Source organism: Microbulbifer sp. HZ11, assembly GCF_000708675.1.
GTDB lineage: Bacteria > Pseudomonadota > Gammaproteobacteria > Pseudomonadales > Cellvibrionaceae > Microbulbifer.
The window spans coordinates 1,829,943-1,848,108 of the sequence record NZ_JELR01000002.1 but is presented as its reverse complement, the minus strand read 5'-3'; the positions used below and the strand labels follow the sequence as shown (position 1 = coordinate 1,848,108).

Genomic DNA, 18,166 nt, shown 5'->3' with positions numbered 1-18,166 from the left:
GGCACGTGACTGCTTACCAGAATCTCCCTGCGACCGCCCGGCGGATCCACCATCGAGATTATTCGAGGTTGCACATCCTCCCAGAGTTGCAGTCAAGAAAACTGCCACGGTGATCCGGCGGGATAAATCAACAAGCCTGGTGCACATACTGTTTCTCAAGTTTTATTTTTTAACGGCGCTTCAGAAGATCTCTTGCCAGGCTACTGGCGCGATCCCGTCGTTCATCGGCGGATACAGCTGCTGGTGCCAACCATACGGAATAAGTCAGCCCGCCATCCATTCGGTTGATTGCCTGCAGGTATTCGGAGAAGTCTTGCGGTTCGACCGATTTTTCCAGCGAATCGTAGCGGTAGTCGATGACCAACTGCTTTTTCTCTTTACTGACTTCTCTTGAAAATTCGAACCAGGGTGTATGCACATCGGTGTCGCCCTGCCCTTCCAACCAGCGCAAATCCTCGTCGTTCTGTGCGACAACGGTGATGCGTTCGTCCACGCGCATGTGGCCGGGCAAGCGGAATGGATATTTACGCTGGCGAGTCTGAGGCAAAGACAGATTACTTGCGATACTGGCAGCAGAGAGTTTGAGCAACGTCTGCCCTCCCACGTTATCTCCCAAGTTGTTCAGGCGATAGCGCTCACGTACCCGTAACTCATTGCGCCCCTCCACTTCATCAATCTCGGTCGATTCCAGCAATTCGATACCAGGGAAAAATCGTGCATAGAATTGCAGAAAGTCGTTGCTGATAGTCTGCACATCCCGGTAGCCAGCGTAACTACGCAACCCCTCTGCGCTCTGACCCACATAGTGACTGACTACGCTCAGCTCCGCGGAACGCCGATTGCGATCCAGGACGAGGGTTTCCTCCACCAGAATCTGGCCGCGGGTCTGTGCTTCGGTGGCAGGTTCGATTGCTGTGAGCTTGGAGGATTCACCATTAACCACCAAAGCCCAGTGAAAATCGGGCAATGACATCGCATCGAGAGAGCCCATCTGATTATTGGCAGTGGGATCCACCCAATATCGCTGCCCCCCCAGCTTCAGTGTTGTAATCACATGATCGAATTGGCCGGGGGATGGCAGCCGCTGGTCAAGGTCCATATTTTCTATGGACGAAACCAGCGCGGGGTATGCCTCTATACCAAGCCTGCGCAACGCGGCAACAAGCAACACCGTTTTGTCTTTGCAGTCACCAAAACGCCGTTCAAAGGTTTCCAGGGGAGAGGATGGCAGATGGGAGTTAACTCCATGCTCGATACCGAAATAGCGGATATGCTCCTGAATCCATTGGGTTGTCGCGGCGGCCTTTTCCGCGGGCGTACCGCGCAATTCTTCCAGCCACAGTGAAAATTCCGCCGGCAGCTGGTCCGTCATGGGCGCGTAGAGATTGTGAGCCCACTGATTGACCTCTCGCCAATCCGCGTACTGAGTGAACTCGATATAAGGATAGGGAGAAAGCCACTCCGGCACGCCGTCTTCAAGCTGAAGTGCGGCATTGTTGTGCAGATCAACATAATAGCGGGTGATGGCACCCAGTTGCTGCTTGCGAATCTCGACGTCGTCGCGACCGGTACTCCGCAAGTACAAAGGCTTTTCGCTCGGAGTCAACACGGAAAGGTGCAGGCGCTCGATGGCCACCCCCCAGCTCAGTAACTCACGACCAAAATAGGCATCACCGAGAACCGGGTTGCTCCCGCTTACCGTGTAGCTGTATTCAATGATATCGCCAATGCGCAGGTCCTTGAGCAGTAGCATTGCGGTCCAGCGCTCTGCATAAAGGTCTTTTTCCAGCTCTTCTTCCCGCTGAAACAGTTTGATTTCCGCAGATTGCAATCGATCGGACCGCACACCATCGCGCACAACGGTCACATCGTGAATGACAAGATCTTCATAGGCGGGAGAAAAGCCGAGACTGATACTGGATATTTGCTGCAAGCCCTGCTGTCGTAGCGGCTGCATGGCAAACCGGAAAAAGCGTTCTTTCCGCGGCCCCGCCAGGTTGGTCTGAGCATCCAGCAACAGGTTGCGCAGGCCATCATCCGCCTCTGTCCTGGCGGACAGGCTTGGCAACTCTACCGGCTGCACCCAGCCCGGGCGAGCCGCGGTTTGATACTCAGGCTGGGAGGAAGCCGCTGCCGGGGTAGCGGGGTACAGGATCAGGGTGAGGGCGAAGCACAGAAAATGTGCAACACCTCCAAAAGAGAGCAACTGCTTCATTATTGTCATCTTTCATCGCATACAACCACCTGACCACGCCCACTGCATGGCCAGCAAACCCATCATATAAGTTGTAAGCAATGAGCACCATGTCCGCGGCCCCTCCTCTCTCACCAGAGCCTGGTTGGTTTATTGCGAACGACTACGCGTGCTTGGCACCAGCTCCTTTCGGCACAGTTCACACCAGACTGATGACCAATCATTCCTCCGCACCTGCGCCCCCCTGTTTCAGTAGCGCCTGCCGCTCCCGCTCATAGGTCCGATAATCTTTCTGATAATCGGCCACACATTCCTCGTACTGGGCATCCGGGTACTTTTCACAATTGTGCAGCCGGTTTTGCTGGATTCCGTCGTAGATCTGTTGGTTGCTGCAGGCCACCAGGAACAATGGGGCAAGTACCAGTGACGACAGGGCAATTCCAGATTTCATCAATCAATCCTCTGTGGAGCTGGAAGTGGTGACTTCCGGTAGAAGCGTTTCCAGTATTTTATACAGTACGTCGACGCGCTCATCATTGGGGAAATACTTGTTGGCCAGCAGCACAAAACCAAATCGTTGCTGGGGAATAAATGCCAGGTAAGCGGAGAAGCCTCCAGTGGAACCGGTCTTGTTGATCAGCACGTTGTCCTGTGGCGCCAGTGGGCCAATGGCGCTGACCTCACGATCACCGCTGATCATCTCGCGGGAATTCCCGGCCAGCAACCCCGAGTGAGACACCGGCAGCGTGTATTGCTCCCACACCATATCCTGCACGTAGTAATCGGTTTCAAAATAGCCAGTGCGGGTCTTTGCAAGCGCCTTCTGCAGGTCGCCGTCGACCTTGACCAGTTGCATCTGTGCCGCCAGATAGCGAGTGAGATCTGCGGCACTGGAGCGCACCCCGTAGGCCTCCTCACTTAGCAGCCGAATATTCACCCGCACCGGCTCATGCTTACTGTTGTGCCCGACGGCATAATCGTCCACCTTGCTTTTCGGTACTCTGATAAAGGTGTCCGATAAACCCAGGCCACGAAAGATCTCCTTTTCAATCACCTGAGCAAAGGGCTGATTGAGGCTGCGCGCAGCCACAAACCCAAGCAGGCCAATGCCTGGGTTTGAATAGGTCCGTTTGGTGCCCGGGGTATATTGCGGTTGCCAATTGCGGTAATACCCCAAAAGTTGAGTATCACTTTCGATATCTTCTGGTAACTGTAAGGGGAAGTGGCCAGCAGTGTGGGTGGCGAGATTGAGCACGGAAACCCGATCCATGGCGCTGCCGCGCAGTGGCGGCAAGTAGGCGCTGACCGGCTTGTGGAAATCCAGCGCACCTTTTACCTCGGCGTAGGCTGCGAGCGTGGCGGTAAAAGTCTTGCTGACAGAGCCCACCTCAAACAGGGTGTGCTCGGTAACGGGTGCCCCGCCGTCCAATGCAGTTTCCCCAAAGGTAAAGAAGTGCGGCTCACCGTCGATGGTGAGTGCCAGGGCCATCCCCGGGACCTGGTACTTTTCCACCACAGGCTGAATGGCCTCTACCACCACGGACGCCAGCCGATCGGGTGCTGCACTGGCGCCCGATTCCGCCTGCGCAATCGCGCCACTCAGGAAGCCGGCCGACGCCAGCAACCCTTTGGCAAATTGGAATAGAGAAATGGGCTGAGGCATGGAGCTTCCTTATTGTGTGGGTGGCTGAAACCACCGGGTCTTGTATGTGTCTGACTATAAAGCCGTCAGAAAGTGCAGTGGAGACTGCACTATAGCCCGGAAATTTTCCCCGCCGGGCAACAACTGCTCGAAAGCCCCGGCTCTGGTCGGATACACTTTACCCATTCACCCGAGAAGTAGACCGCGAGCAAGCCGTACCGGACATGCGATCATTTTTAGTTAAAGCCTTCCTGATACTTCTGCTGCTGGGCGCGCTGGTAGTGGGGGCGTTTGTGGCTTTTCCCGGTCTGAAGTACGAGCTCTACCGGAAACTGCCCCCCAAGATCCGCTGGAATATCTCCTACGCACTCACTGACAAATTCGTAGTGGGCATGGTCTACTTTGTCGAGCGCAACAATCAGCTGTTGCTGGTGCGCCATACCTATCAGGATAAGTGGGCCCTGCCCGGGGGCTGGGTGGAGCGCAACGAATCATTCGAGGAATCGGCGCGGCGCGAGCTGAGCGAGGAACTGGATATCAAGATCGACGACTTCGAGGTGCTGGAAGTGAACAAGGTACCGCGCTCGGGAATCATCAACATCGCAGTTCGCGGCCGCCTCAAGGACAAGCAGGTGGCGATCCGCGACGGAGAAATCTACGGCTACCGTTTCTTCGATCTGCATCGCCTGCCGGACGATGTGATCTATACCCACAAGCCCTATATCAAGCGTTACCTGGAGGCGCGGCGACCACCGAGAGAGTTACCGCCGGAAGAGCCGATACCGGCATCGCCGCCGGAACGACAGTCTCCCTAGACGACGCTATCTCATCCCTTGATGCCATTGGCAATCTGGAACACCACCCGTGCGGCCGTGCGCGCCGCGTGATCCTCGATATCAAAGTAGGGATTGAATTCCGCGATATCTGCCAGGCACACCTTCTTCGATTCCAGCACCGTATCCAGTAGCGGTTCGAACAATTCAAACGCCACGCCGCGCCCGGCCGGTGCAGACACCGCGGGCATCACGGCCGCCGGAAGCACATCCAGGTCGATGGTGAGGTACACATAATCCACTCGGTCGATAAAGTCGGCGATCTGCTTTTGCACCAGCTCGATCCGCCAGGGCACAATTTCCCGGTCGGAAATCACCTGTGCCCCCAGCTCTTCCGCCCGGTGATACAGGGCAGGGGTGTTCGCGGTGGCGGCGGCGCCAACGCAAAGGTAATTGAAGGGACGGCCGTTCAGATCGCACTGTTCGGCGATCTGGTAAAACGGGGTGCCCGAAGACCCCTGGGGGGCAGGCAGGCGGATATCCAGGTGCGCATCAAAGTTGATAATGCCGAGGGTCTTGTCCCGGTGCTGTTCGCGCATCCAGCGGGCGATCCCCTGATAGCTACCATAGGCGATCTCGTGGCCACCGCCGAGTACCATGGGGAAGTGCCCGGCACTCATCAACTCGGTAACGCGCGCCCCGAGCATGGCCTGCCCGGACTCGAGGTCGTCCTTTTCCACCCGCACGTTGCCGGCATCGTACAAAGGTGCACCAAAGGTTTTCGGCAGATTCGCCAGGGCCAGGCGCAAAATCCGCGGCCCTTTGGCGGCGCCGATACGGCCCTTGTTGCGGCGCACTCCCTCATCGGAGGCGAAGCCGAGAATGGCAAAGCCCGGCGGACTGTCCAGGTGCAGCGGCACTATGTCCTGGTGCCAGCGCTTGCCGGCCTTGCCATCCTCACTGTCAACCCGTCCGCTCCAAAGGCGCATATCAGCCAGCTGTAACATGAAGCCCCCCAACAAAGATTTCGGCCGGTTTCAGCGCGCCCACCTCGTAGGCAAGCTGGTCCGGGGTTTCCATCGGCCACAGTGCCATATCCGCACGCAGCCCCGCGCGCAGTACCCCTCGGGAACAGCAGATTCCCAAGGCGCGGGCCGCGGACCGGGTGACGCCGGCGAGCGCTTCCGCCGGTGTCAGGCCAAACAGGTTGCAACTCATATTCATCATCAGTCTCAGGGAGGCGATGGGGCAGCTACCGGGGTTCAGGTCGGTGGAAATCGCCATGGGGACACCGGCAGCGCGCAGGGTTTCCACGGGCGGTACACGGGTTTCCTTCAGGGTGTAAAAGGCGCCCGGCAACAGCACGGCGGCGGTGCCGCTCTCGGCCATGGCGGCGACGTCTTCATCGGTGATGTATTCAATATGTTCTACCGAGAGGGCACCGGCGCGGGCAGCCATTTTGGTGGCACCGGTTGCCGCGAGCTGTTCCGCATGTACCTTTACCGGCAGATCCAGCTGCTGCGCGGCCTTGATGACCCGTTCGCACTGTTCCACCGAGAAGGCGATATGTTCACAGAACATGTCCACGGCATCGGCCAACTGCTCCTTGGCGACAGCGGGCAGAATCTCGTTGCACACCAGGTCGATATAATCGTCGGCGCGGCCGTCGTATTCCGGCGGCAGAGCGTGGGCGGCAAGGCAGGTGGTAAGGATATTCACCGGGTGATGCTGAGCGAGACGGCGGGCGACACGCAACTGCTTGAGCTCGGTGTCGAGGTCCAGGCCGTAGCCGGATTTGACCTCGACGGTGGTGACACCCTCGCCCATCAGGGCTTTGAGGCGCGGCTGGGCCTTGCGGTACAGGTCGTCGGCGCTGGCGGCACGGGTGGCGCGCACGGTAGACAGGATACCGCCACCGGCGCGGGCAACTTCTTCATAGCTTTCACCGCCGAGGCGACGGGCAAATTCCCCGGCGCGGTGGCCGCCGTACACGAGATGGGTGTGACAGTCGATCAACCCCGGCGTGAGCCACTGACCTTCGCCGTCGACAACCTGGTCGGCGGTACATTCCGGCAGTTCGCGGCGCGGCCCTATCCAGACGATTTTGTTGCCCGTCACCGCCACCGCGGCATCCTCTACCGCGCCATATGCGCCGGGCAGGGACGGGTCCATGGTGGCCGCGTGGACATTGGTAATCAGCAGATCACAGCGTTCAGTCATAGTCGCTCACTGAATTGGCGTTATTTGTAACGATAGCCCTGTTGGGAGAGTTTGGCGCGGATTCTCACAGCGCTTGAACTTCGTTTCTTGGCGGCCGGGCACCTTGGTCTCGTGCGTTGGCCGCCAATCACAGATTGGCGTCGTTAGGCTGCGCGCGAAGCAGTGCTTCGCAAACACTTGCCTAACCCATGTACGCTTCGTCGGCAACGTCCCTGTTGCCGACGATCCTGAAACCCTGCCCCCAGCACCTGACCTTCGATTCATACTTCTGCACTTCGGCCCTCGTCATCCCGGACTTGATCCGGGATCCAGTGCCACTGAACTGGCCGAGCTTCTGGATGCCGGATCATGACAACAACAATCCGATCCTTTTGTAGGAACCTGCCCTGCAGGCGAACAACCACCCACCTATTGACAGCCTCCCACATCAAATCCATAGTTGCCCCACCAACAAGCTTGTATATACAAGAATGTACAACCAGGCGGACACTCTACCCGAGCAGGTAAAGACCACACAAGTATGAGCAGTCAGTTATCCACAACCACCGCCACTACAGATCTCGGCAGTCAGCCCCGCTACGCCGCCATCAAGGCGTATATCCGCGCGCAGATCGAATCCGGTGAATGGCCCGCGCACTTTCGCGTGCCCTCGGAAAACCAGCTCGCCCAGGACTTCAACGTCAGCCGTATGACCGCCCGCCGTGCACTCAGCGAACTCACCGACGAAGGCGTACTGATCCGCTCCCAGGGCCTCGGCACCTTCGTCGCCGAACCGGTGCCTGCCGGCTCCCTGCTGGAAGTCCGCAACATCGCCGACGAAGTTGCCGCCCGCGGTCACAGTTATAGCAACCGCATCCTCAAACTGGAGCAGACCGAAGCCAACACCGAAGTCGCCGTCGCCCTCGGTCTCGCCGAAGGCGCTGCGGTCTACCACTCCATCATCGTGCACCTGGACAACGACCTGCCGATCCAGTTCGAAGAACGCTATACCAACCCCACACTGGTGCCGGAATACCTGCACCAGAACTTCCACGCGGCTACACCCAATGAATACCTGACCCGTGTGGCACCGCTGACGGAGGTGGATACCACGGTTGAAGCGATTGGTGCGGATGAAGCAGTTGGTACGGCGCTGGAAATCAAGCAGGGGACGGCGTGCCTGCAGATCTGGCGGCGTACAAAAAGCAGTGCGGGCACGGTGAGTTTTGCGCGGCTGGTGCACCCGGGGAATCGGTACCGGTTGGGCGCACAACTCCGGTTTTAAAAGTTCGTCATGCCGGTACCGGATCGAGTCCGGCATGACAAAAGCATCCGGCATCCAGATGTGTTGCCAGTTCGGAGGCACTGGATCCCGGATCAAGTCCGGGATGACGAGACTCGAAGGACAGAAGCACGAATTGAAGGCGGGGTGCCGGGTAGAGGTTTTCAGGATCGTCGCAAACAGGATGTTTGCGCCGAAGCGCCCAGGGATGGGTTCACAGCGGTCCTGAAAACCTCTACCCGGTGCCTCGCCGCCACAGAACCAGATTTAAAACTGCGGGCCAAAAACCCACCAAACTCCAATTCAAACTATCCACAGAATTTGGAAATAGACGAGGCAACCATGACCGATAAACGTCACGACCCCAGCCGCAAAATTGCCGCACCTACCGGCACCAAGCTGAACGCAAAAAGCTGGCTCACCGAAGCCCCCCTGCGCATGCTGATGAACAACCTGCACCCGGACGTCGCCGAGCGCCCGGAAGATCTCGTTGTTTACGGCGGCATCGGCCGCGCCGCGCGCGACTGGGAGTGCTACGACAAAATTGTCGAAGTCCTCAAGCGCTTAGAAGACGACGAAACCCTATTGGTGCAATCTGGCAAACCCGTGGGCGTGTTCAAAACCCATGCCGACGCCCCCCGCGTATTGATCGCCAACTCCAACCTCGTCCCCCACTGGGCCAACTGGGAACACTTCAACGAGCTGGATAAAAAAGGCCTGGCCATGTACGGCCAGATGACCGCCGGCTCCTGGATCTACATCGGCTCCCAGGGCATCGTCCAGGGCACCTACGAAACCTTTGCCGCAGTGGCCCGCAAACACTTCGACGGTGAAGCCAAAGGCAAATGGGTACTCACCGGCGGCCTCGGCGGCATGGGCGGCGCTCAGCCGCTGGCTGCCACCATGGCCGGCTTCTGCATGATTGCCGTCGAGTGCGATGAAACCCGCATCGACTTCCGCCTGCGCACCGGCTACGTGGACAAAAAAGCCACCAGCCTCGACGAAGCCCTGGCGATGATCAACGAAGCCATGGAAAAGGGGGAAGCCATCTCCGTCGGCCTGCTCGGCAACGCCGCCGATGTATTCCCGGAAATTGTCGAGCGCGGCATTGTCCCGGACTGCGTTACCGACCAGACCTCCGCCCACGACCCGCTGAATGGCTACCTGCCGCAAGGCTGGACCATGGACCACGCCGCCGAAATGCGTAAGCGCGACGAAGCGCTGGTAGTCAAAGAAGCGAAAAAGTCCATGGGTGTGCAGGTGCAGGCCATGCTCACGCTTCAAGAGCGCGGCACCGCCACCCTCGACTACGGCAACAACATTCGCCAGATGGCGTTTGAAGTGGGTGTGGAAAATGCCTTCGACTTCCCCGGCTTCGTACCCGCCTACATCCGTCCACTGTTCTGCGAAGGCGTCGGTCCCTTCCGCTGGGCGGCGCTTTCCGGCAACCCGGAAGACATTTACAAAACCGACGCGAAAGTAAAAGAACTGATCCCGGATAATCCCCAGTTGCACAACTGGCTGGACATGGCCCGCGAGCGCATTCAGTTCCAGGGACTGCCCGCACGTATCTGCTGGGTCGGCCTGAAAGACCGCGCACGCCTGGCACTGGCGTTCAACGAAATGGTGGCCAAAGGCGAACTGGAAGCACCGGTGGTGATCGGTCGCGATCACCTGGACTCCGGCTCCGTCGCCAGTCCCAACCGCGAAACCGAATCCATGATGGACGGTTCCGATGCCGTTTCCGACTGGCCGCTGCTGAACGCGCTGCTGAATACTGCCTCAGGCGCCACCTGGGTGAGCCTGCACCACGGCGGTGGCGTGGGCATGGGCTTCTCCCAGCACTCCGGTGTGGTGATCGTGTGTGACGGTACCGAAGCCGCGAAAAAACGCATCGAGCGCGTGCTGTGGAACGACCCGGCCACCGGCGTTATGCGCCATGCGGATGCGGGCTATGACATTGCCAAAGAGTGCGCCAAGGAGCAGGGCCTGGACCTGCCGATGCTAAAAAACTGATCAATCTTATTTAAATCGTCATCCCGGACTTGATCCGGGATCCAGCATCGGCGCCTGAAAAAACTCCGCTGCCAAATCACTGGATACCGGCCTTCGCCGGTATGACGGGGCAATCAAAAATTCTCGGTGAAAAATTTTATGTACCAACTGCAAATCACCCCCGGCCAACTGAGCCTGGAACAACTGCGCCGCGTCGCCCGCGAGCCGGTCAAACTGACCCTGAACAGAGACGCACACGCAGCCATCGAAGCGTCCGCGAAAACTGTTGCCGACGTACTGGAACAGGGCCGCACCGTATACGGCATCAACACCGGTTTTGGCCTGCTGGCCAACACCCGCATTGAAAAGAAAGACCTGGAAACCCTGCAGCGCGCCATCGTTCTTTCCCATGCCGCCGGCACCGGTAACTTCATGAGCGAAGACACCGTGCGCCTGCTGATGGTACTGAAAATCAACTCCCTGGCGCGCGGCTTTTCCGGTATCCGCCTGGAGGTGATTCAGGCACTGATCAAACTGGTCAACGCCGGTGTCTACCCCGCCATTCCGGAAAAAGGCTCCGTGGGCGCCTCCGGTGACCTGGCGCCGCTGGCACATATGAGCGTGGTACTGCTGGGCGAAGGTGAGTGCTTTATCAATGGCGAGCGCAAGGCCGCGTCCGAAGGCCTGCGTTTTGCAGAAATGCGCCCGCTGGTGTTGGCGCCGAAGGAAGGCTTGGCACTGCTGAACGGCACCCAGGCATCCACCGCGTTTGCCCTGCAGGGTCTGTTCAGCGCGGAAGACCTGTTCGCCGGTGCTGTGGTAACCGGAGCGCTGACCCTGGAAGCCGCCAAAGGCTCCCGCCGCCCCTTCGACGACCGCATCCACGCCGCCCGCGGCCAGGTTGCCCAGCGCGACGTGGCCGCGAGCTTCCGCGACCTGCTGGGAGATGAAAGTGAAATTGGCGAGTCCCACGAGAATTGCGAAAAAGTGCAGGATCCCTACTCCCTGCGCTGCCAACCCCAGGTGATGGGCGCCTGCCTGCAGCAGATTCGCTTCGCATCTGAAGTGTTGCTGGCGGAAGCCAACGGCGTGTCCGACAACCCGCTCGTGTTTACCGACCAAGAGAACCCGGAAAACTCCGACATCATTTCCGGTGGCAACTTCCACGCAGAACCGGTGGCGATGGTGGCAGACAATCTGGCGCTGGCGATTGCCGAGATCGGCTCCCTGTCCGAGCGCCGCATGGCCCTGCTGATCGACTCCAACCTGTCCGGCCTGCCGCCGTTTTTGGTGGACAACGGCGGGGTGAATTCCGGCTTTATGATCGCGCAGGTGACTTCTGCGGCACTGGCCAGCGAGAACAAGACCTTCGCCCATCCGGCAAGCGTGGATTCACTGCCCACCTCCGCCAACCAGGAAGACCACGTCTCCATGGCCACCTTCGCCGGCCGCCGCCTGCGGGATATGGCGGACAACACCTGCGGCATCCTCGCGGTGGAACTGCTTGCGGCCTGCCAGGGCCTCGACTTCCGCGCACCGCTGAAAACCACCGAGAAACTGGAAAGCGCCAAGGCCGCCCTGCGCGAGCGCGTACCTTTCTACGATAAGGACCGCTACTTCGCACCGGATATTGAGGAAGCCAAGCAGTTGCTGGCAAGTGCGTATTACCGCGAATACCTGGCAACCGAAATGTTGCCAAGCAACCGGTAACGCCTGAACCACCAAGCCTGAATCGGCTGTCTTCGCTTGTACACACCCTGTGCGCAGGCGAAGACAGACTTTTGAAAACGCTTCCCCGCCAATCGCGCCGGGGTTAACCCTCCGCCTTCATTGCCACCGGTGATCCTTCGGCCTTGTATTTTTTGGCCAGCTTGCCACTCATCTTGCCCGTAGCCGCCCACACCAGCAGCGCCACCCACGCAATCCACGACAGTCCGGCCGGGATATTGGCGAGGAAAATTTTCCCCAGGTGCCCGCGATTGAAAAAGATTGCCAGAAGGCTCGGCAGAAACCAGATCGCGAAAAAGAAAATGACGAAACCGACGGTCTGGACCGGATCCATTTGTGCAAGCAGCTCGAGAAAATCGGAAAACTTTTGTTCAAGGTTCGACAACATGGTTAATGTCTCTTTAATGATAGAAATTCGTTATTCGCTGATCGATCGACACCTTCTGTAGTACCCGCACATATCGCTTTCTTACAATTTAATTTTCAGTTACTGCGATATTTTCCTGCTGCCATTTCGCGATCTGCTGCTCGCTGCTCTTTATGCGGCGCCAGTACCAGAAACTCCAGATACCCATGGCCAGCGCAAACACAGAAATCCAGGTAAGGGCAAAGCGGCCTGAATCGGCGAATACTGGCTCCAGCCAGCCATACGCCGACAGCCACTGCCACACCGCAAAAATCCCCAGCTCTGCGATAAAAAACAGCCAGGCAAAAATCAACATGCGCCGCTTGCGCACGAGGCGCAGTCGAGCCAGGTCCAGATAACCGCGTACCGACTCTTCCAGCGGTTCCCACACACCGCGGCGGTTAACAACCGAAAACGCCATGGCAAAGGCCAACAACACAACGACCAGCAACGCGCGCCAGAGGGCATCACCGGCCTCGCTTCTCAGCACCAGGTAGACGCCGCCTACGCCGACGACGAGGGATGTCCCCCATTCAAACCAAGCGTACCAGCGCATGCGTCGCTCCTGCCGGCCTACGTGCGCACGAATGGCTTCGGGTACTGGCGCCGCAACCGGAGCCTGTTGCCACAGATTGGCGAGATCCTGCAGTCCATCCTCTGCATTTTGATCCGCGCTGGGCCCGCCGCCTGCTCGATTGTTCATCTGCTGATTCACACCGTGTTACTCAATTTTGTGTTCAGGCGGTCGCGCGCCCGGTTTAGACGCACCGCCACATTGGACTCGCTGATCCCCAGCACCTCGGAAATCTCGCTATAGCTCAGGCCCTCGAAGCGCAGGGTCAGAACCTGCCGCATACCCAGGGGCAACAGGGAAACCGCCCGCATCAGCCGTTCCGCGTCGCGACTCCGCTCCAGTTGCGCCTCGGGGCCCGGCCGCTCATCGGCGACCGTTTCCAGCACCTCACTGTCTTCACTGTCGCGGCGACGGGCCAATTGGGTAACGCTGCGGTTGTGGGCAATACGGTAGGCGAAGGTGCGCAGGCTGGAGTCTCCACGGAAACCGGGTAGCGCCCGCCAGATGGCCAGCCAGATCTCCTGCACCAGGTCTTCGCGCTCGGCCTGATTGCGCACATAACTGCCCGCAAGGCGGGCAATACCGCCGCCGCACTCCTCGATCAGCTGCTGGAAAAGTTGTTCGCGCGCGTCCAAGTTGTGGTTCTTCTTTCCATGTCGTTGGGGCCGCCTGAGGCGGGTAGTGCCAGTTACTGTATCCAGTAGCGCCAAAACCTTACATAAATTTTCCGCCACTGCCGCCGGCGGGTAATCCGGCGTCAGCGAGACCGGTTAGGTGCCGCCAGTCACGATTTGGCCCAGATTGACGTTTACGTTAACGTAAACGTCAACTAGACTTCGGGCAAATCTGAGGACTATCCATGAGCGCCCCAGCCATATGAGCAGCACTGTGACCCAAAGCTACAGCATCTCCGAGCTGGCCCAGGAGTTCGGGATTACCACCCGCACCATCCGTTTCTATGAGGACAAGGGACTGATCAGCCCAGAGCGCCGTGGGCAGACGCGGGTGTACACAGCGGAAGACCGGGTGCGCCTGAAGCTGATCCTGCGCGGCAAGCGCCTCGGGTTCTCGCTGGATGAGAGCCGGGAAATCATCGATATGTACGACCCGGCCCACGGCAATGTGGAGCAGCTCAATCGCCTCCTCGACCGTATCGACGCCAAGCGCCAACAGCTGCGCCAGCAGCAGCGGGATATCGAGAAGATGCTCGCGCAGCTGGACGAGGCGGCAGCCCGCACCCAGGCGGCGCTGAAAGAACACAACAACTGACACTTACTCGAACAATACTCTGACTGATTCACTGCGGAGCAGCCCATGAATACCCCTTACCCAACCCTGAACTTCGACCTCGGTGAAGACATCGATATGCTGCGGGATATGGTCTACAAGTTCTGTCAGGCAGAACTGGCCCCGCGCGCGGCGCAGATCGACGAGGACAATCTGTTCCCCGCCGATATGTGGAAGAAGTTTGGCGAGCTGGGCCTGCTGGGCATGACTGTGGAAGAGGAGTACGGCGGCTCCAATATGGGCTACCTGGCCCATGCGGTGGCGATGGAGGAGATCTCCCGCGCGTCTGCGTCTGTCGGTCTGTCCTACGGCGCCCACTCCAATTTGTGTGTAAACCAGATTCGCAAGAACGGCACTCCGGAGCAGAAGGCGAAGTATCTGCCGAAGCTGTGTTCCGGTGAACATATCGGTGCGCTGGCGATGAGTGAGCCGAACTCCGGTTCCGATGTGGTGAGCCTGCAGTTGAAGGCGGAAAAGAAGGGTGACCGTTTTATCCTGAACGGCAACAAGATGTGGATCACCAATGGTCCGGATGCGCACACTTATGTGATCTATGCGCGTACCGAGCCGGGTATCAGTTCTGGTGGTATTACGGCGTTTATTGTTGAGCGCGGTTTTAAAGGTTTCACTCAGGCGCAGAAGCTGGACAAGCTGGGTATGCGCGGTTCCAACACTTGTGAGCTGGTGTTTGAGGACTGTGAGGTGCCGGAGGAAAATATTCTGGGCCAACTGAACGGCGGCGTGCGCGTGCTGATGAGCGGTCTGGATTACGAGCGTACGATTTTGTCCGGTGGCCCGGTGGGCATTATGCAGGCGTGTATGGATATCGTGGTGCCGTACATTCATGAGCGCAAGCAGTTTGGCAAGGCGATCGGTGAGTTCCAGTTGATGCAGGGCAAGGTTGCGGATATGTATGCGGATCTGAATGCGAGCCGCGCTTATTTGTACGCTGTAGCCAAGGCTTGTGACCGCGGTGAGGATTCGCGCAAGGATTCTGCGGCGGTGATCCTGTTTACTGCGGAGCGTGCGACGCAGATGGCGCTGCAGGCGATTCAGACTCTCGGTGGTAACGGTTATATCAACGAATACGCGACCGGCCGCCTGCTGCGCGATGCCAAGTTGTACGAGATTGGCGCGGGCACTTCCGAGATCCGTCGCATGTTGATCGGGCGCGAGCTGTTTAACGAGACTCGCTAAGCTTCGTAGGTATGAACGGGGCGGCACTACTGCCGGGATGGGTTCGCTGGACACGCCGTGAACCCATCCATGGGGGCTCTGCAAAAACATCCTGTTTTTGAAGGTCCAACGAACCCATCCCGGCAGCAGCGCCTGCGCATTTTATTTCTGTGTTCTAACCAACCAAACTATTTCTATGAACCAGATTCAGACCAAGATTAATTCCCGGGATCCGGCGTTTGCGGAAAACCGCGAGCAGATGCAGAGCATTGTGGATGACCTGCGGGAGAAGCTGGAAACCATCGCCAAGGGCGGCAGTGAGTGGGCGCGGGAGAAGCATGTCTCCCGCGGTAAATTGTTGCCGCGCGATCGTATCGACGCGCTGCTGGATCCGGGCAGTCCGTTCCTGGAGTTTTCTCAGCTGGCGGCTTACGACGTTTACGGTGAAGACGTGCCGGCGGCAGGGATTCTGACAGGCATCGGTACCGTTGCCGGCCAGCCCTGTGTGATTGTCGCCAACGATGCGACGGTGAAAGGTGGAACCTATTACCCGCTGACGGTGAAGAAACACCTGCGTGCACAGGCAATTGCCGAGCAGAACAACCTGCCCTGCATTTATCTGGTGGATTCCGGCGGTGCCAACCTGCCACGCCAGGACGATGTGTTTCCGGATCGCGAGCATTTCGGGCGTATCTTCTTCAATCAGGCGAACCTGTCTGCGCAGAACATTCCGCAGATCGCGGTGGTGATGGGCAGCTGTACCGCCGGTGGCGCTTATGTGCCGGCGATGGCGGATGAGTCGATTATGGTGAAGGAGCAGGCGACGATTTTCCTGGCGGGGCCACCGCTGGTGAAAGCGGCTACCGGGGAGGAGGTTTCTGCGGAAGAACTCGGCGGTGCGGAGGTGCACTGCAAGACTTCCGGGGTTTCCGATCACTTTGCCAATAACGATATCCACGCGCTGCAGATTGCGCGCAATTCCGTGGCGCGGTTGAACCGGGTGAAAAATCCCGGTCTTGATGTGCAGAAGCCGATCGAGCCGATTTATCCGCCGGAGGAGATCTACGGCATTGTACCGAAGGATTCCCGCCAGCCATTTGACGTGCGCGAGATTATTGCGCGGGTTGTGGATGGTTCCGAATTTGACGAATTCAAGGCGATGTACGGCACTACCCTGGTGACGGGCTTTGCCCGGATTCACGGCTACCCGGTGGGTATTGTTGCCAACAACGGCATTCTGTTTGCCGAGAGCGCGCAGAAAGGGGCGCACTTTATTGAGCTGTGTGCACAGCGCAATATTCCGCTGATTTTCCTGCAGAATATCACCGGTTTTATGGTAGGCAAGCAGTACGAGGCCGGCGGCATTGCCAAGCACGGTGCCAAGATGGTGACCGCGGTTGCCACCGCCAAGGTACCGAAGATCACGATTCTGATCGGCGGCTCTTTCGGCGCCGGTAACTACGGCATGTGTGGCCGCGCCTACGATCCCAACTTCCTGTTTATGTGGCCGAACGCGCGCATCTCGGTGATGGGCGGCGAACAGGCGGCCGGTGTGTTGGCACAGGTGAAGAAAGATCAGATGGCGGCAAAAGGTGAGGACTGGAGCGAGGAAGAGATCGCCAAGTTCAAGCAGCCGATCATCGATGACTACGAACACCAGGGGCATCCCTACTACGCCTCCGCGCGACTGTGGGATGACGGGGTGATCGACCCGAAAGATACCCGCACCGTATTGGGACTGTGTCTGGCCGCGGCCACGCACAAGGAGCCAGAAGAGACCAAGTTTGGGGTTTTCCGAATGTAGTATGGTGGCCGGTTCTGACTTCAGAGCGGGGCCCTGCTACCGGGTCGGGTTTGCTGGACACGGACTAGGCGTCCCCCCTCAACCCATCCATGGGGGCTCTTCCGCGACATCCCTGTCGCAGAAGGTCCAGCAAACCCGACCCGGTATCAGGACCTTCTGCACTTCGAACCAGAATAGCCGCAAACACATTTGAACTAAGGAATCACCATGACCGAAAAAATGCTGTGCGAAATCGACAACGAAGGCGTGGCCACGGTTACCCTCAACCGTCCGGAAATCCACAACGCCTTTGACGACGACCTGATTCGCCAGCTGGGCGAAACCTTCGACAACCTCGCCCGCAGTGGTGGGGTGCGCGCGCTGGTTCTCGCGTCCAACGGCAAAAACTTCTCCGCCGGCGCCGACCTGAACTGGATGAAGCGCATGGCGGACTACAGCGAAGAACAAAACCGCCAGGACGCCGCCGCTCTCGCCGCCATGCTGCACAAGCTCGACCAGTTCCCCGCCCCCACCATCGCCCGCGTACAGGGTGCTGCGTTTGGCGGTGCGGTTGGCCTGGTTAGCTGCTGCGACATCGCCGTCGCCGCCGAGCGCGCCAGCTTCTGTCTGAGTGAAGTAAAAATCGGCCTGCTGCCAGCCACCATCAGCCCTTATGTCATCAACGCCATCGGCACTCGCCAGGCGCGCCGATACTTTGTGACGGCCGAGCGCTTTTCCGCAGAACGCGCAAAAGAAATCGGCCTGGTTTCCGAAGTCGTGCAGGAAGCCGAACTGGATCTGACGGTACAGAAGCTGGTGAACAGCATTACCGACAACGGCCCCAACGCTGTGACCATGGCCAAACAATTGGCGATGTCCATGTCCAACCGCGTTGTTAATGACGAGCTGCAGGGGCAGACCAGCGCACTGATCGCTGCCGTTCGTGTGTCGCCGGAAGGACAGGAAGGGCTGAGTGCGTTTCTGGAGAAGCGCGCGCCTAGTTGGATGAATTCGAGCGAGGATTAAGCCTCGCAGGCTGGATCCCGGATCAAGTCCGGGATGACGATGCTCAAAGTGATACAGAAATTTCGTCATTCCGGACTTGATCCGGAATCCAGAACTTACGA

Annotated in this window: 16 protein-coding genes; 8 read left to right on the top strand and 8 right to left on the bottom strand. The window is 58.6% G+C overall.

Annotated elements, in window-relative coordinates:
- Nucleotides 1-169 precede the first annotated feature (169 nt).
- From AU11_RS15440 to ampC, 3 genes are all read right to left on the bottom strand, one after another.
- Complete coding sequence (locus AU11_RS15440) at nucleotides 170-2,215, bottom strand: DUF3857 domain-containing transglutaminase family protein (protein ID WP_043320153.1); 2,046 nt, start codon at nucleotides 2,213-2,215, stop codon at nucleotides 170-172.
- A gap of 199 nt (nucleotides 2,216-2,414) precedes the next feature.
- Nucleotides 2,415-2,645 carry a hypothetical protein gene (locus AU11_RS15435; RefSeq protein ID WP_043320152.1) on the bottom strand — a complete coding sequence of 77 codons (231 nt, stop codon included), beginning with the start codon at nucleotides 2,643-2,645 and terminating at the stop codon, nucleotides 2,415-2,417.
- A 3-nt stretch (nucleotides 2,646-2,648) separates the two neighbouring features.
- Complete coding sequence (gene ampC / locus AU11_RS15430) at nucleotides 2,649-3,857, bottom strand: class C beta-lactamase (RefSeq protein ID WP_043320151.1); 1,209 nt, start codon at nucleotides 3,855-3,857, stop codon at nucleotides 2,649-2,651.
- 203 nt (nucleotides 3,858-4,060) lie between these two features.
- On the opposite strand from ampC, the gene AU11_RS15425 reads away from it, so the two are divergent.
- Entirely contained in the window at nucleotides 4,061-4,651 is a 591-nt protein-coding gene (locus AU11_RS15425) for an NUDIX hydrolase (protein ID WP_043320150.1), read from the top strand.
- An 11-nt stretch (nucleotides 4,652-4,662) separates the two neighbouring features.
- Here AU11_RS15425 and hutG read toward each other — a convergent pair whose 3' ends face one another.
- Nucleotides 4,663-5,616 (bottom strand): formimidoylglutamase, encoded by a 954-nt coding sequence (gene hutG / locus AU11_RS15420; RefSeq protein WP_043320149.1) that lies wholly within the window; start codon nucleotides 5,614-5,616, stop codon nucleotides 4,663-4,665.
- On the bottom strand, nucleotides 5,600-6,829 hold the full coding sequence (gene hutI, locus AU11_RS15415; protein ID WP_043320148.1) for an imidazolonepropionase: 1,230 nt from the start codon (nucleotides 6,827-6,829) through the stop codon (nucleotides 5,600-5,602). Before hutI ends, hutG begins: the two co-directional genes overlap by 17 nt.
- A gap of 520 nt (nucleotides 6,830-7,349) precedes the next feature.
- Here hutI and hutC point away from each other — a divergent pair.
- From hutC to hutH, 3 genes are all read left to right on the top strand, one after another.
- Nucleotides 7,350-8,093, top strand: a complete 744-nt coding sequence (gene hutC, locus AU11_RS15410; protein WP_051687303.1) for a histidine utilization repressor — start codon at nucleotides 7,350-7,352, stop codon at nucleotides 8,091-8,093.
- A 339-nt stretch (nucleotides 8,094-8,432) separates the two neighbouring features.
- Nucleotides 8,433-10,106 (top strand): urocanate hydratase, encoded by a 1,674-nt coding sequence (gene hutU / locus AU11_RS15405; RefSeq protein WP_043320619.1) that lies wholly within the window; start codon nucleotides 8,433-8,435, stop codon nucleotides 10,104-10,106.
- 138 nt (nucleotides 10,107-10,244) lie between these two features.
- Entirely contained in the window at nucleotides 10,245-11,795 is a 1,551-nt protein-coding gene (hutH, locus tag AU11_RS15400; RefSeq protein ID WP_043320147.1) for a histidine ammonia-lyase, read from the top strand.
- A 103-nt stretch (nucleotides 11,796-11,898) separates the two neighbouring features.
- On the opposite strand, the gene AU11_RS15395 is transcribed toward hutH, so the two are convergent.
- The 3 genes from AU11_RS15395 to AU11_RS15385 form a co-directional block, all read right to left on the bottom strand.
- Nucleotides 11,899-12,201, bottom strand: a complete 303-nt coding sequence (locus AU11_RS15395; protein WP_043320146.1) for a superinfection immunity protein — start codon at nucleotides 12,199-12,201, stop codon at nucleotides 11,899-11,901.
- Nucleotides 12,202-12,289: 88 nt separating this feature from the next.
- Entirely contained in the window at nucleotides 12,290-12,922 is a 633-nt protein-coding gene (locus AU11_RS15390) for a hypothetical protein (RefSeq protein WP_156035352.1), read from the bottom strand.
- A gap of 8 nt (nucleotides 12,923-12,930) precedes the next feature.
- Nucleotides 12,931-13,428, bottom strand: a complete 498-nt coding sequence (locus tag AU11_RS15385; RefSeq protein ID WP_043320144.1) for an RNA polymerase sigma factor — start codon at nucleotides 13,426-13,428, stop codon at nucleotides 12,931-12,933.
- 241 nt (nucleotides 13,429-13,669) lie between these two features.
- On the opposite strand from AU11_RS15385, the gene AU11_RS15380 reads away from it, so the two are divergent.
- The 4 genes from AU11_RS15380 (at nucleotide 13,670) to AU11_RS15365 (ending at nucleotide 18,065) form a co-directional block, all read left to right on the top strand.
- Complete coding sequence (locus AU11_RS15380; protein WP_043320143.1) at nucleotides 13,670-14,062, top strand: MerR family DNA-binding transcriptional regulator; 393 nt, start codon at nucleotides 13,670-13,672, stop codon at nucleotides 14,060-14,062.
- Nucleotides 14,063-14,107: 45 nt separating this feature from the next.
- The gene (locus tag AU11_RS15375; RefSeq protein ID WP_043320142.1) at nucleotides 14,108-15,277 is read left to right on the top strand and encodes an isovaleryl-CoA dehydrogenase; all 1,170 of its coding nucleotides are present in this window, start codon (nucleotides 14,108-14,110) and stop codon (nucleotides 15,275-15,277) included.
- A gap of 175 nt (nucleotides 15,278-15,452) precedes the next feature.
- Nucleotides 15,453-17,060: a carboxyl transferase domain-containing protein gene (locus AU11_RS15370; RefSeq protein ID WP_043320141.1), complete on the top strand. Its 1,608-nt coding sequence runs from the start codon at nucleotides 15,453-15,455 to the stop codon at nucleotides 17,058-17,060.
- Between the two features lie 207 nt (nucleotides 17,061-17,267).
- Nucleotides 17,268-18,065, top strand: coding sequence for an enoyl-CoA hydratase/isomerase family protein (locus AU11_RS15365; RefSeq protein WP_043320140.1), 798 nt, complete (start codon nucleotides 17,268-17,270; stop codon nucleotides 18,063-18,065).
- Nucleotides 18,066-18,166 lie beyond the last annotated feature (101 nt).

Bases quoted from the DNA above. Each gene is read 5' to 3' on its own strand.
- AU11_RS15425 (WP_043320150.1), top strand. From the start codon at position 4,061: ATGCGATCATTTTTAGTTAAAGCCTTCCTGATACTTCTGCTGCTGGGC.
- AU11_RS15440 (WP_043320153.1), bottom strand. From the start codon at position 2,215: ATGAAGCAGTTGCTCTCTTTTGGAGGTGTTGCACATTTTCTGTGCTTC.
- AU11_RS15435 (WP_043320152.1), bottom strand. From the start codon at position 2,645: ATGAAATCTGGAATTGCCCTGTCGTCACTGGTACTTGCCCCATTGTTC.
- hutG (WP_043320149.1), bottom strand. From the start codon at position 5,616: ATGTTACAGCTGGCTGATATGCGCCTTTGGAGCGGACGGGTTGACAGT.
- AU11_RS15370 (WP_043320141.1), top strand. From the start codon at position 15,453: ATGAACCAGATTCAGACCAAGATTAATTCCCGGGATCCGGCGTTTGCG.
- AU11_RS15395 (WP_043320146.1), bottom strand. From the start codon at position 12,201: ATGTTGTCGAACCTTGAACAAAAGTTTTCCGATTTTCTCGAGCTGCTT.
- AU11_RS15390 (WP_156035352.1), bottom strand. From the start codon at position 12,922: ATGAACAATCGAGCAGGCGGCGGGCCCAGCGCGGATCAAAATGCAGAG.
- AU11_RS15365 (WP_043320140.1), top strand. From the start codon at position 17,268: ATGACCGAAAAAATGCTGTGCGAAATCGACAACGAAGGCGTGGCCACG.
- hutI (WP_043320148.1), bottom strand. From the start codon at position 6,829: ATGACTGAACGCTGTGATCTGCTGATTACCAATGTCCACGCGGCCACC.
- AU11_RS15380 (WP_043320143.1), top strand. From the start codon at position 13,670: ATGAGCAGCACTGTGACCCAAAGCTACAGCATCTCCGAGCTGGCCCAG.
- AU11_RS15375 (WP_043320142.1), top strand. From the start codon at position 14,108: ATGAATACCCCTTACCCAACCCTGAACTTCGACCTCGGTGAAGACATC.
- hutC (WP_051687303.1), top strand. From the start codon at position 7,350: ATGAGCAGTCAGTTATCCACAACCACCGCCACTACAGATCTCGGCAGT.
- ampC (WP_043320151.1), bottom strand. From the start codon at position 3,857: ATGCCTCAGCCCATTTCTCTATTCCAATTTGCCAAAGGGTTGCTGGCG.
- hutU (WP_043320619.1), top strand. From the start codon at position 8,433: ATGACCGATAAACGTCACGACCCCAGCCGCAAAATTGCCGCACCTACC.
- hutH (WP_043320147.1), top strand. From the start codon at position 10,245: ATGTACCAACTGCAAATCACCCCCGGCCAACTGAGCCTGGAACAACTG.